This window comes from Campylobacter sp. JMF_04 NA10, from assembly GCF_027737655.1.
Taxonomy (GTDB): domain Bacteria; phylum Campylobacterota; class Campylobacteria; order Campylobacterales; family Campylobacteraceae; genus Campylobacter_B.
In genome coordinates this window covers 16,739-29,148 of record NZ_JAOVTZ010000005.1, presented here as the reverse complement: position 1 = coordinate 29,148, position 12,410 = coordinate 16,739, and the positions used below count along the sequence as shown (strand labels likewise).

Sequence of the window (12,410 nt, the reverse complement as noted above, 5' to 3'; positions counted from 1 at the left end):
AAAGGATAAAATTTGGAAAATTTGGCTTTTATCTTAAATTTTTTAATTTTTGTGATTTTGGTTTATATGTTTTTGCGTATGAAAAAATCTGGCGCAAATGCCCCTAAAACGGAGATTAGCACGGATATTACGCGCCTAAAAAGCATAGGCGAGTTAAGCGTGTTTAAAATTTATTCCAAAGAGATCGTTACACGCAAAGAAAATGTCGCTGACGGCTTCCTTGGCTCGCTAGTTTCGCCACTGATGACGAAAAAACAGATTGCGATTATTTTCGAGTTTGAGATAGATTTCGTCTATGACCTGCTAAGCCCTGAATTTAGCATAATTCCGCGTGGCGAGGACAAATACGAGATCAAAATGCCACCTTGCAAATACAAATATTCGATTAAGGATATGAAAATTTACGACGAGAAAAACTCCAAACTTTTGCCGTTTTTGCTGCCTGATTCGCTAAATGGTATTTTTGGATCTAGCTTTGATGAGAGCGATAAAAACCGCCTAATCGACGACGCGAAAAACGAGGTTAAGTCACTCTCGCTTAAAATCATAAACGATTTAGGGGGCAAAATCCACAAATCCGCAACCGACACACTTGAAACCATAGCAAAAAGTTTTGGCGCCAAAGAAATCGGCTTTGTCTTCCAAGACAAGGCATTAGAGACAATCGATATCAACCCAAGCGATATTTCTATCGCAAGTTCGCTAAAATCGCAAATCGAAGAGAAATAAGGGCGAGCGTTGCAGGCTTACGAGGCGCTGTTTGGGCTGTATTTTTCGTATTATACGAGCTTTAAGCGCAAAATTTACGCTAAATTCGAGCGATTTATCACTCCGATTCGCCTAAGCAGGGAGAAAAAACGGCTCAAAGCCAAGGGCTATTTCGTGCCAGACGAGCTTTGGGCGGGCTTTTTTAGCGAATTTAGCTTTTGCAAATGCTTTATCATAAAAAAAATCCTTTTTCCGAATTTTTACGCTATCAAAAACAGCTCCAAATGGCAGATACAAAACGCACAAATCGCCTTTAAAATCGGGGTTTTTGCATACGATGAGATAGCGTGGATTTTCATACCGCAAAGGTATGATAAAACGAAAAAAAATGATTTGGAAATGGTATTAGATTTGCTAGCAAAATTTCCGCAAATTCGCTACGAAAAGCTAGAAGAGGGCATTAAAATTTTCGGATATGAATTTTAGGCTAAAATTTAGCCTCAGTTAGCTTAGCATGGATATCGCCGAAAAACAAAACATCTTTTAAAATCACATTTTCTGCGATTTCTTGGCGATTTAGCGAGAGGTAGAGTTCGCCCTTTTTGCTAGAAAAAATCTTTTGATTTATAAAAACGATAAATGGGTTCGAGCTCGTCTGCAAGGCGTTTTGGATAGCTTTGGCGTGTTTGCCACGCGGGATTTGCACATCTATGCGCCCGGTTTCGTTTTTGGCTCCGGCTGCGGTTAGGAAAAACATATCGCCTTTGTGCGGAATTTTGCCGAAATTAAAAAACACGCTTAGCAGGTCGTTTGTCGCAAAATATGGCAAAATTTTGTCGCTACTAGGACGCAAATCGCCGTTTTCGCCCTTAAATTTCTGCTCTCTAATGCGTTTGTTATTGTAATCAAATGTGAAAATTTGGCGCGTGTTTATGGTTTTTTTACCCTTTTTGCGCTCGACTTCGTGGCGGTAAATTTTGGGTTTTAAAATCTCGCCCACAACGCTTCCTTTGGAGTAAAATTTCTCCCTTCTATCCCCGCTTAGCGAGCCAGCGATCCCATAAGCCCTCGCATTTAGCGTGATTTCGTAGGTTTTGGCGGTTTTGACTAATTTAGCATCGGCATGCCCCACGACGCCAAAAACGCCGTAAGAAATATCGTAGTGTGCCTCGATAGTTTCGCCAAATACTGCGCCGAAAAAGAAAAAAAGAAATGCTAAAACTCTCATAAGCTAGCCAAAATTTGCTTTACGATTTGCTCTGGATTTTGCGCTTGATAAATCGGGCGACCGACCACGATAAAATCGGCGTTTGCGCTTTTAGCGTCGCTTAAATTTGCCACACGCGCTTGATCGTTTGCACTCTCGCCAAAAGGTCGCACGCCAGGGCAAAGCGTGATAAATTTATCGTTTGTGGCGTTTTTAATCGCACTTGATTCAAAAACCGAGCAGACCATGCCATCTAGCCCGCACTCATGCGCAAAACGCGAGAATTTCACCACGCTTGGCGCAATTTCATCGTTGTAAATTTCGCCAAATTCGCTCTCGTTAAAGCTTGTCAATGCCGATACACCAAGCACGAGCGGGCGGGTATTTAGCGCGCCTAAGCGGTTCATAACCTCGCTCATAGCGCGCTTTCCAGCGCTTGCGTGCAGGTTTATCATATCTACGCCAAGACCTGCGACGACCTGCGCGGCGTCAGCCATGGTGTTTGGGATATCGTAAAATTTAAGATCTAAGAAAATTTTAAAATTTGCGATTTTTTTGAGTTTTTCGATAAATTTCGCCCCGTCTCGCAGATACGAGCGCAGGCCGACTTTGAGCCAAATTTGATCCCCAAATTGCGCTAAATTCGCACTCAAAGCTAAATTTTGCTCTTTGCTAGCCATATCCAAGGCTACGCAAAGCTTCATTTTACGACCTTAATAGCGTCTAAAACGCCGTTTATTAGCTTCGATGACGCGCCAAGCTCCTTGGCTGCGGTTACGGCTTCGTTTATGATGATACCAGCGTCTGTATCACTGAAACGCAACTCATACGCGCCAAGTCGCAAAATAGCGCGCTCAACCGCTGAAATTTCGTGTAGTTTAAATTCCTTCAAATACTCATTTAAAAGCGCGTCAATCGTTTCTGTATTATCGCGCACGCTGTGAAGCAGGCCTAGCGTCCAGTTTCTCTGCTCGTTTCTAATCTTTTTTTCTTCTAAATATTCGTTTTCAAACTCAGGCTTTTCTTCGTTCATATCTTTTGCGTAAAGTAGCGAAATCACCGCTAATCGCGCTTGGTGTCTTGTCGCCATGATTACGCCTTTATTTTGCGAAATAAGCTTAGCATTTCGATTACGCCTGTCATCGCTTCGAAGCCCTTGTTGCCGGCTTTTGAGCCTGCGCGCTCGATCGCTTGCTCGATAGTATCTGTGGTAAGCACGCCAAAGGTAACTGGCGCGCCGTGGCGAAGCATGGTGTTTGCGATACCCTTGCTGACCTCTGCGCTGACATAGTCAAAATGCGGTGTGCTGCCTCTGATGACTGCGCCCACGCAGACGACGGCGTCGTATTTTTTCGATAAAAGTGCCTTTTCTAGGGCGAGTGGGATTTCAAATGCGCCAGGGACTAGCATTAGGCTTAAATTTTCCTCTTTGCCGCCATGTCGCAAAAATGCGTCGTGAGCGCCTTCGACTAGGCGATCTGTGATGATGTGGTTAAATCTGGCGTTGATGATTAGGATTTTTTCATCGCCGTTTAGGGTCAAATTTCCTTCGATAATGTTCATTTTATATCCTTTAAATTTCAAAATTCGCTAAGTTTAGCCAAATTAGGCAAAATTTTTAATAAATTTATAAATTTCAATTAAAGGATAAAATTTATCTTTTGTTTAAGAGAGTTTTTGTATTATAGGGGATAATTTTTTTAAAGGAGAAAATATGTTTAAACTTAGAAATTTACCTTTCGAGGCAGAGAAAAATGCCGTAGTAAGCGCAAAAACCTGTGAGTATCACCACGGCAAACACCACGCAACTTATGTGGCAAATTTGAATAAAATGACCGAAAGTGGCGAGTTTGCGGGCAAGGGGCTTTATGATATCGTAATGAACGCTACTGGCGGGCTTTTTAACAACGCGGCGCAGGTGTATAACCACGACTTTTATTGGGATTGTATCGCAAAAATTAGCGAGCCAAGCGAGGCGCTAAAATCGGCATTGGCTGAAAATTTCGCTGATTTTAAAGCTGAGTTTATCGCGGCAGCGACGGCTCACTTTGGCTCTGGCTGGGTGTGGCTAGTGTGCGATCCAGCGACTAAAAAGCTTTCGATTGTCGCTACGAAAAACGCCGATACGCCTGCGCGCGACGGGCTTGTGCCACTTCTAGTAGTCGATGTGTGGGAGCACGCATACTATATCGATGTTTGCAACGCGCGCCCAGCGTATTTGGAGAAATTTTATGCTGGAATCAACTGGGAGTTCGTATCAAGCGCCTACGAGTGGGCTCTCAAAGAGGGTATGGGCTCGGTGAAATTTTATATCGACGAGCTTCACGGTAACGACTGATTTTGATTTCGCTTCTTATTTTGCGCGTGGATTTACTGCGCGCAAATCTTTAAAATTTCCATTATTTTTGCTGGGTTTTTTATGCCATTTTCGTTTTCTACTTTGCTATTAATATCGAGGCAAAATGGCTTTATTTTTAGGGCGTTTGCGAGGTTTTGCGCGCCGATACCGCCAGCTAGGATAAATGGAATTTGCAAATTTTTTAGCATTTTCCACTCGAAGCTTTCGCCGTTTCCGCCCATTTTGTCGCCTTTGTAATCAAACAAAATTTTGTCATAGTTCAAATTTTTTAAATTTGGAATTTCATCTTTCACGCGCACGACCTGCCACGCTTCTACGCCCAAATTTGCTAGATTTTGCTTTAAATTCGGCGAAATTTCTTTATAAATTTGAGCCACACTTAAATTTGCAAATTTGCAAATTTGCAAAATTTCATCATCGCTCGTATCGGTAAAAACGCCGACACTTTTTCGCCCAAATTCACGCACTAAATTTGAAATTTCTTTTGCTATTTCGGGTGCTACTTTTCGTTTGCTTTCGGCAAAGATTAAACCCAAAAAATCCACTCTAACGCCACTAAATTCGCACTCTAAAACGCTTTTTGCTTCGGCTAAATTTTTAATCCCGCAAATTTTGATTTTTGGTTTTATAGCGCCCATTTTCACGCCTTTTTGACGATATACAGATACTCTGTTACATGCAAATTTCGGTTTCGCAAGTTCCTAGAAGCACGATACGCAGGGTATTTTATCTCGATTTTTGCCACTTTACCGATGAGAGAGAGATTTTTTAAAAACTCATCTTCGCTGATGAAGCCTTCTGAGTTGAACGAGATTATCAAATATTTCGCCCTAAATTCAGCCAAAAGCGTGAAAAATTCATCTGCGGCACGAGATTTTTTGTTGTAATTCGAGCGGTTCCACCCGTTTGGGATACCGCTAACTTCGCTTAAATCCCCTAAATTTGGTGCTTTAAAATCAGCGATTAAATTTAGCATAAAATAATTCGAGCCGTAAGGGTGCTGGTTATACGGCGGGTCAAAATACGCTATATCCACGCTTGGAGCAAGTTTTGAAAACTCATAAGCATCGCTCTGAAAAACCTGAAAATCGCTTGTGAAATTTGAAAAAACCGGAAACGGCAAATTTATCTCGCCCAAAATGCGAGATAGCGCGTTTTCGCCACTACCGCCGAATTTCCCCACGCCGTTTTTGTCCTTGTAAAAGCCCTTAAAAACGCCACCTGTGTTTGAGTGGATACTAGCTTCGCTTAGAAGCGGAGCGATGAAGTATTTTTGAAACTCACTTGGAATTTGGCTAATCGCCGTGCGTAGTCCCCCCAAAATAAGGGCGTTTTGGCGTGAGTAAAAAACTCTTTCGCCTTTTTTGATTTTTTCATCGTCTTTTGGGGCGTAAAGTTCGCTAATAAAGCTCTCGCAAGGCTTAAAATTCGCTAAAATTTCGGCATGAAATTTAGCTAAATTTGCTCTTAGCTGTGGCGTTAAATTCGCCAAATAACACGAATTTATAACAAAAGAGTATTTTTCCAAATCATTTGCCAAAACCAAATTTGAGTGAGCTTTGGCAAATCTCGCCACCACGCCACTGCCGCTAAAAACATCGGCAAAAGCGATTTTTTCAGCACCCAAATTTGCTTTAATGTCCGTTATAACGCCATTTATCGCCCCCAAAAGTGAGCGTTTGTTTCCTAAATAGCTAATAAGTTGTTCGCCCAGATAGTTTTCGTTTTCTTTTAAATTTATCATAAAATCAAAACTTTGTTTTAAAATTCAAAGGCATATTATATATTATTGGGACTTTTAAAGGTATTAAAATTTATATATTTGCAAAGTAAAATTAGTTATAATCTTGTGTTTTTTAAGGCTTAATCAATTGGAAAAATTTTACAAAATAATAAGCCAAATTTAGAGCAATTTAGGATAATTATGCAAGATATTGAATTTTTTAATTGTGATTATAAAAATTTGATTGATAAATTTGAAAAAGAAAATACCAAAATTGATTGCATTTTAACCGACCCGCCTTATAATATTTCACGCACACATCAACTTGGTTTTTCAAATATGGGGCGAAGCGGTATGAACTACGGACAATGGGATTATGGATTTAATCAAACCGAGTGGATTAAAGATTGCGTTAAATTTCTAAAAAATGGCGGAAGTATTATAATTTTTAATGATTGGAAAAATTTATCGTTTATTACACAAATGCTTGAAAATTGTGGCTGTGTTATAAAAGACTTGCTTCGTTGGGAAAAGGCAAATCCTATGCCTAGAAATGTAAATTCTCGTTATGTAATTGATTTTGAAGTAGCGGTTTGGGCTGTAAAAGGAAAATCAAAATGGACTTTTAATAAACCAAGCGAAATTCCATATTTAAAAGCTGTTTTTAAAAGTGGTATAGTTTTAGGTGGAAAAAATAGATTACATCCTACGCAAAAACATTTAAGTGTGATTGAAGAAATTTTAAAAATTCATACAAATAAAAATGATTTGGTTTTTGATCCATTTTGTGGAAGCGGAACAACTGCTGTTGCCTGCGTAAATTTGGAGCGAAAATTTATAGGAAGCGAAATTGATGAAAATTATTTTATCAAAGCACAAAAGAGAATAAATGATAGTATCTCCTCTAAATTATTCAGGCAATAAAGCTAAAATTTTAAAGCATATTATTCCGTTATTTCCGCAAGATGTAAATGTTTTTGCCGATATTTTTTGTGGTAGCGGAATAGTAGGATTAAATTCGCCTTGCGAAACCTTGCTACTAAACGATAAAGAAAAAAGAATTTTAAATCTACTCAAATATTTTAAAACAAATGATTTAGATAAAATATTATTTGAAATTGCAAATTTAATCCAAATTTATGATTTAACCGATACTAAAAGCAAACCAAAGGGATATTATAAAATTTATGCAAATGAAGGATTATCAAAATACAATAAAGACGGATTTTTAAAACTTCGCAAAGATTATAACGAAAAACCTAACGACATAAAACTATTTGTTTTGATACTTTATGGTTTTAATCACTATCTGAGATTTAATTCTAAAAATTTATTCAATGTTCCTGTTGGAAAAATGGACTTTTCAAAGTCATTGTATGATAAAACTATTGAATTTATCAAATTTTTACAAGAAAAAAATATCAAATTTACAAATTTGGATTTTAGAGATGAAAATTTATATAAAACAGCTGATTTTTTCTACTTTGATCCACCATATTTGATAACAAATGCTCCATACAATGCAAGTTGGAGCCAAAAAGATGAAAATGATTTGTATGAAATTTTAGATTTTTTAAATTCAAAAAATAAAAAATTTGCTTTTTCAAATGTTATATTTTCAAATGGAAAAACAAATGAAAAACTTAAAATTTGGAGCAAAAAATATCAAATTTGCGAAATAAAAAGACAATATACAAACGCAAATTATAGGCGAAAAAATTTAAGCAACGCAATGGAAGTTTTGATAAAAAATTACTAAAAGGATATAAAATGGGAACAAGCGGAAATAGGGACGGTTATAAGATATTTTCCATAAATACAACAGTAAGAAATCCGCAAAGAAATTTGGAATTTTTAATATATTTTAAAAAATTTGACGGCTTTGTTTTTGATGAAAAAATGAAAATAAATTATTTGATAGAACTTGTTAAAAATGGGGCATATAAATTTAGCATAATTCCAAATGATATAAAATATAAACTTGAAAACGACATTTTGCTTACCGATGATGAAATAAATGAACTTCTAAATAAAAATCCACAAAAAACTGGATTTGATGGTCGTGTTATGACACAGCTTCGTGCATTAAAAGATCAAGGATTGCTTATTTTTAGCGGAAACAAAAATAAACCGAGAATAAAAATGACAAATTTGGCTCATTTATTAGCAAATAAAGAAGCTTACATAACCGATATTTATTCAAAAATTATGATAGGGCTTCACGCAAACAATCCAACAAGAACGAGTATTTATAATAAATCAAGAGTTTTTCTAAATACTCTTTTTGTAATTGATTTACTTAAAAAAGAGTGGCAAAAACAAAATAAAGTTTCAAAAGGGATTTTAAAACACGAATTTGTCTTTATTTTAGGTATGAAAGATTGCGATTATAAAAAATGCGTAAATGATATTTTAAAGTATAGAGCTAAAAATGGTTTAAAAGAAAATTTAAACGATATTCAAAAATATCTTTTTGATGATTTAAAGCTTTTGCCTATTAGTAAAAGCAGTATTAGAGATTATGTTGATGATGTTTTTCGTAAATTTGAAATGACTGGGCTTTTGGTTTCTAGGGGAGCTTTTAAAAATATTTACTATGATTTTTCAGAATTTAACATTAAAAAAATCGAAGCAATTTTAAAATATTATGAAAACTATAAATTTGAAAATTTTAAAACTGCTGATGAGTATATAAATTTTTTAGAAAATATAAAGTTGCCGTGGCTAGAAAATGCAATTGTTAGAAAAGAAGTTATAAAAAATAAAGCCTTAAATTTACAACTCGATTTTGACAAATTAGATAGTTCTGATTTAGAAAAATTAGAAAATGAGTTAGACCAAAAATTCTACGCAAAATCGCTTAAAAAAGTTATTGACGAAACAAATTTAAATGATTTATATAAAGAACTTGAAATTTTAGCTCAAATTTCAGATGATACTTCGAAATATGATAATATCCCAGAACCTTTAAGATTGGAATATATTTTAGCTTTAACTTTTGGTAAAAAATTTGGAGATGATAGATTGTTTTCAAATTTAATTTATAATGAAAACGGAATTCCGCTATCTTATGCACCTGCTGGAAAAGTTGATTTAGAATATAAAGATTTTTTAATTGAAGCAACGATGATAAAAAATCGTAATCAACAATTAAATGCCGAAACTACGAGTATCGCAAGACATATGTATGAAAAGAAAAAGAAAAACCAAACCGAACTTAGAACGATGTTAATTGCTCCAATTATTCACTGGGATGTAGCACTGTTTTTCAAATTTTGCACGAAAGAATTTGATAGCAAATTAGCTCCACTTAGTATCATAAAATTTATTGAAATCGTTAAAAATTCGCAAGATTTAAACGAATTTAAAATAAATTTTGATAGTTGCGTAGATAATTTAATTACGCTAAGAAGCGAGAATTATCAAGATTTTGTAAATATATGATTGTAATTAAATTTCCGTTTTAGATAAATAAAATTTCAAATTTATGGCAAATTTTAAATTTGCCATAAATTTCTATTTTTACCCAAAATTCTTAATATAATTTTGATAAAATTCCCACACCTTGCCGCTATCAATGGCGTTTTCGATTATCTCTTTGGCCTCGGTTGGGCTTTTGGCAAAGTCAGCCGCATACAAAGCAAACATCGCATTTAGCACGACTATGTCGCGTTTAGGTCCCTTTAACTCGCCATTAATCGTGCTTTTAAAAATTTCAGCATTAAATTTGCTATCTCCACCCTCGATGTCGGTGTGAAAGGCGCGGTTAAAGCCAAATTGCTCAGGCGTGATTTTATACTCGATGATTTTCTCGCCCCGCACTTCATGCACGAGCGTCTCGTCGCACAGCGTAATCTCGTCCATGCTGTCCATGCCATGCACGACTAGGGCGTGCTTTCGACCTAGTTTTTGCAGAGTTTGCGCTATGAGAGCATTTACTTCTTCGTGGTAGTTGCCTACGACTTGGTTCGAAAGGGTCAAATTTGGATTTAGCAAAGGTCCTAAAATATTAAAGAAAGTGCCGATTTTAAGGCGAGTTCGTGCTTCTTTGACTTCGGCTGTAACCTTGTGAAAAAACGGCGCGTGGAAAAACGCCAAATTCGTCTTATCCATAAGCGCTCTAAGTTCGCCAAGATCGCTATTTAACGGCACTCCTAAGGCTTCAAAGATATTGCTCGATCCGCTCTTGCTTGATACTGCGCTGTTGCCGTGTTTGCCGACCCTGACGCCAAGAGAGGCCAAGATAAACGCGCAGGTTGTGGAGATATTTATCGTTTTTAGCGCGTCTCCGCCGGTGCCTACGATGTCTAGCATAGGCTTATCATCGCTGTAAGTTTTGGAGTATTTCAAAACGCTTCGCACAAGCGCACTTAGGCTATCTGGGTAAAGCGATTTTTCGCTAATTAGCACGAGCAAACCAGCTAGTTGGACAATGTCATAATCCTTTGCCATAACGGCACTAAAAATCTCTTCGTAATCGCCACTTTCAAGCGGATAGCCCTTTTGTAGCTTTATCATAAACGGGGCGAAATTGCTCATTTTTTTCTCCTGTGTTTTTGGTTTGTTTAAATTTACAAAATTTTCAATGATTTTTTTGCCATACTGCGTGAAATAGCTCTCTGGGTGAAACTGAATGCCGTAAATTGCGCGCTCTTTGTGTTTCATCGCCATTATGACGCCGTCTTCACTCACGGCTGAAATCTCCAAATTTTCCGGCAACTCATCTACATAAAGTGAGTGATAACGCATAACTTCAAATTTGCTAGGCAAGCCTGCTAAAACGGCATTTTCGCCCGTTACACAAATTTCGCTAGTTTTGCCGTGTTTTGGGATTTCAAGCGTTTTTATTTTCGCGCCAAAGCTTAATCCTATGGCTTGGTGTCCCAAACACACGCCTAAAATGGGTATGCCTAAATTTGCCTTTAAAATTTCTAGGCAAATTCCGCTGTCTTTTGGGTGTTTTGGACCCGGGCTTAAAATAATCTTGCTTGGCGATAAAAATTTAATCGCTTCGAGCGTGATTTCGTCATTTCGTTTGCAAACTATCTCTTCGTCAGTAGTTTCAAGCACATATTGATATATGTTAAATACGAAACTATCGTAGTTATCAATCATTAAAATCATTGCATTTCCTTGCAAGTTTTTTCAAAAATTTTTAGGCAAGATTTGCGTTTGTTGCAAATTTCGGCGTATTCGTTTTCAAACACACTATCAAACACCTGCCCGTATCCTGCTCCCACGAAAATATCGCTAAATTCGGGGTTTGCTTTGTCTTTTACAAAAATCGCCGAACGGATTAAAATCGCCATTTGCAAATCGCCGTTAAAATGCCAAAACCCGATCCCGCCGCCGTAAATCCCACGCGCGTGGCTTTCTAATTCGTTTATAATTTGCATAGCACGAATTTTTGGGCTTCCGCTAAGCGTGCCAGCAGGAAAAACCACACCCAAAACATCAAAATTATCCTTGCTTTCATCTTTTACGCCACGCACATCGCTGACGATATGCATAACGCTTTCAAAAAACTGCACATGGGCTAAATTTCGCACTTTCACGCTTCCTTTTTTGGCAAATTTGCCAATGTCGTTTCGCGCCAAATCAACTAGCATTTTATGCTCACTCATCTCTTTTTCATCGCTTAAAAGGTCGTTTTTTAGGGCTTCATCCTCGTTTGCGTCCTTGCCGCGTGGTCTAGTTCCTGCTATGGGAGCGACAAAAATTTCGTTATTTCTGATTTGAAGCACGAGTTCAGGGGAGCTTCCAGCCACCACGCCGTAAGGTGTCGGAAAAAAATACATATAATGGCTTGGATTTTGGCGTTTTAAAATTTCATAAAACTCCAAAGGGTCTAAATTCGAATAAATTTGCAGTGTTTGAGACGGCACGACCTGAAAAATATCGCCGCTTTTGATATACTCTTTTGCTTTTTTAAAAATACGCTCGGCGTCGCTTTTTTCGGCGTTTAAATCGGTTTTGATTTTATAAAATTTCTCGCCCACAAATTTCGGCGCGGTATCCCCAAAATCTGAATTTTCCAAATTTTCAAAATATTTTCCTTCGCCATAAAAGCTGTAAATTTTGCTTTGTTTGTCGTAGTGCAGATACGCCCTTGCGTTTGCGTAAAAATATGTCGGAAAGTCGTAAAGGCGGGGCTTAATATCGCCAAGTCGCTCAAATTTATAAACTGCTTCGTAGCTTAGCACTCCAAAAAGCCCTGCAAATTCGCAAATTTGCGTGGTGTTTTGCAAGGCAAATTTGAGTTTGTCAAGGTCATCGCCTTGCAAATATTCGCAGTCAATGCCGATGATAATCTGCCCGCCGTCTTCGGCGAGATAGGAATTTGGGAATTTAGCCAAAATATTTTTGAAATAAAAAATCGGATCTTTTAAAAACATAAAACCTCTTTGTATTTT

General features: G+C 37.3%; 14 protein-coding genes. 6 read left to right on the top strand and 8 right to left on the bottom strand.

The features are described 5' to 3' along the window. Nucleotides 1-12: 12 nt before the first annotated feature. Together OFO12_RS06910 and OFO12_RS06905 are read left to right on the top strand one after the other, a co-directional pair. On the top strand, nucleotides 13-729 hold the full coding sequence (locus OFO12_RS06910; RefSeq protein WP_270869959.1) for a DUF4230 domain-containing protein: 717 nt from the start codon (nucleotides 13-15) through the stop codon (nucleotides 727-729). A 9-nt stretch (nucleotides 730-738) separates the two neighbouring features. Further along, on the top strand, nucleotides 739-1,194 hold the full coding sequence (locus OFO12_RS06905) for a hypothetical protein (RefSeq protein ID WP_270869958.1): 456 nt from the start codon (nucleotides 739-741) through the stop codon (nucleotides 1,192-1,194). 1 nt (nucleotide 1,195) lies between these two features. On the opposite strand, the gene OFO12_RS06900 is transcribed toward OFO12_RS06905, so the two are convergent. From OFO12_RS06900 to ribH, 4 genes are read right to left on the bottom strand one after another with little or no spacing between them, the layout of a single operon-like run. Further along, entirely contained in the window at nucleotides 1,196-1,936 is a 741-nt protein-coding gene (locus tag OFO12_RS06900) for a DUF3108 domain-containing protein (RefSeq protein ID WP_270862601.1), read from the bottom strand. Next, nucleotides 1,933-2,619 (bottom strand): orotidine-5'-phosphate decarboxylase, encoded by a 687-nt coding sequence (gene pyrF / locus OFO12_RS06895; RefSeq protein WP_270869957.1) that lies wholly within the window; start codon nucleotides 2,617-2,619, stop codon nucleotides 1,933-1,935. Before pyrF ends, OFO12_RS06900 begins: the two co-directional genes overlap by 4 nt. After that, complete coding sequence (gene nusB, locus OFO12_RS06890; RefSeq protein ID WP_270866664.1) at nucleotides 2,616-3,005, bottom strand: transcription antitermination factor NusB; 390 nt, start codon at nucleotides 3,003-3,005, stop codon at nucleotides 2,616-2,618. Before nusB ends, pyrF begins: the two co-directional genes overlap by 4 nt. A 2-nt stretch (nucleotides 3,006-3,007) precedes the next feature. Next, nucleotides 3,008-3,478 (bottom strand): 6,7-dimethyl-8-ribityllumazine synthase, encoded by a 471-nt coding sequence (ribH, locus tag OFO12_RS06885; protein ID WP_270869956.1) that lies wholly within the window; start codon nucleotides 3,476-3,478, stop codon nucleotides 3,008-3,010. Between the two features lie 151 nt (nucleotides 3,479-3,629). Between ribH and sodB the strand changes: the two genes are divergently transcribed. Then, nucleotides 3,630-4,253 (top strand): superoxide dismutase [Fe], encoded by a 624-nt coding sequence (gene sodB / locus OFO12_RS06880; protein ID WP_270869955.1) that lies wholly within the window; start codon nucleotides 3,630-3,632, stop codon nucleotides 4,251-4,253. Between the two features lie 32 nt (nucleotides 4,254-4,285). On the opposite strand, the gene OFO12_RS06875 is transcribed toward sodB, so the two are convergent. Both OFO12_RS06875 and OFO12_RS06870 read right to left on the bottom strand, forming a co-directional pair. After that, a complete protein-coding gene (locus OFO12_RS06875; protein ID WP_270869954.1) occupies nucleotides 4,286-4,912 on the bottom strand; it encodes a phosphoribosylanthranilate isomerase in 627 nt (208 codons plus the stop codon). A gap of 2 nt (nucleotides 4,913-4,914) precedes the next feature. Beyond that, complete coding sequence (locus tag OFO12_RS06870; RefSeq protein WP_270869953.1) at nucleotides 4,915-6,018, bottom strand: DNA adenine methylase; 1,104 nt, start codon at nucleotides 6,016-6,018, stop codon at nucleotides 4,915-4,917. A 219-nt stretch (nucleotides 6,019-6,237) separates the two neighbouring features. Here OFO12_RS06870 and OFO12_RS06865 point away from each other — a divergent pair, with 219 nt between their 5' ends. From OFO12_RS06865 to OFO12_RS06855, 3 genes are read left to right on the top strand one after another with little or no spacing between them, the layout of a single operon-like run. Further along, the gene (locus OFO12_RS06865) at nucleotides 6,238-6,921 is read left to right on the top strand and encodes a DNA-methyltransferase (RefSeq protein ID WP_270869952.1); all 684 of its coding nucleotides are present in this window, start codon (nucleotides 6,238-6,240) and stop codon (nucleotides 6,919-6,921) included. Next, nucleotides 6,887-7,756, top strand: a complete 870-nt coding sequence (locus OFO12_RS06860) for a DNA adenine methylase (RefSeq protein ID WP_270869951.1) — start codon at nucleotides 6,887-6,889, stop codon at nucleotides 7,754-7,756. Before OFO12_RS06865 ends, OFO12_RS06860 begins: the two co-directional genes overlap by 35 nt. An 11-nt stretch (nucleotides 7,757-7,767) precedes the next feature. Beyond that, nucleotides 7,768-9,441: a hypothetical protein gene (locus tag OFO12_RS06855; RefSeq protein ID WP_270869950.1), complete on the top strand. Its 1,674-nt coding sequence runs from the start codon at nucleotides 7,768-7,770 to the stop codon at nucleotides 9,439-9,441. Between the two features lie 78 nt (nucleotides 9,442-9,519). On the opposite strand, the gene trpD is transcribed toward OFO12_RS06855, so the two are convergent. Both trpD and OFO12_RS06845 read right to left on the bottom strand, forming a co-directional pair. Next, entirely contained in the window at nucleotides 9,520-11,121 is a 1,602-nt protein-coding gene (gene trpD / locus OFO12_RS06850) for an anthranilate phosphoribosyltransferase (RefSeq protein WP_270869949.1), read from the bottom strand. Beyond that, complete coding sequence (locus tag OFO12_RS06845; RefSeq protein ID WP_270869948.1) at nucleotides 11,118-12,392, bottom strand: anthranilate synthase component I family protein; 1,275 nt, start codon at nucleotides 12,390-12,392, stop codon at nucleotides 11,118-11,120. Before OFO12_RS06845 ends, trpD begins: the two co-directional genes overlap by 4 nt. Between the last annotated feature and the right edge of the window lie 18 nt (nucleotides 12,393-12,410).

Bases quoted from the DNA above. Each gene is read 5' to 3' on its own strand.
- OFO12_RS06900 (WP_270862601.1), bottom strand. From the start codon at position 1,936: ATGAGAGTTTTAGCATTTCTTTTTTTCTTTTTCGGCGCAGTATTTGGC.
- pyrF (WP_270869957.1), bottom strand. From the start codon at position 2,619: ATGAAGCTTTGCGTAGCCTTGGATATGGCTAGCAAAGAGCAAAATTTA.
- nusB (WP_270866664.1), bottom strand. From the start codon at position 3,005: ATGGCGACAAGACACCAAGCGCGATTAGCGGTGATTTCGCTACTTTAC.
- ribH (WP_270869956.1), bottom strand. From the start codon at position 3,478: ATGAACATTATCGAAGGAAATTTGACCCTAAACGGCGATGAAAAAATC.
- sodB (WP_270869955.1), top strand. From the start codon at position 3,630: ATGTTTAAACTTAGAAATTTACCTTTCGAGGCAGAGAAAAATGCCGTA.
- OFO12_RS06875 (WP_270869954.1), bottom strand. From the start codon at position 4,912: ATGGGCGCTATAAAACCAAAAATCAAAATTTGCGGGATTAAAAATTTA.
- OFO12_RS06870 (WP_270869953.1), bottom strand. From the start codon at position 6,018: ATGATAAATTTAAAAGAAAACGAAAACTATCTGGGCGAACAACTTATT.
- OFO12_RS06860 (WP_270869951.1), top strand. From the start codon at position 6,887: ATGATAGTATCTCCTCTAAATTATTCAGGCAATAAAGCTAAAATTTTA.
- OFO12_RS06855 (WP_270869950.1), top strand. From the start codon at position 7,768: ATGGGAACAAGCGGAAATAGGGACGGTTATAAGATATTTTCCATAAAT.
- trpD (WP_270869949.1), bottom strand. From the start codon at position 11,121: ATGATTTTAATGATTGATAACTACGATAGTTTCGTATTTAACATATAT.
- OFO12_RS06845 (WP_270869948.1), bottom strand. From the start codon at position 12,392: ATGTTTTTAAAAGATCCGATTTTTTATTTCAAAAATATTTTGGCTAAA.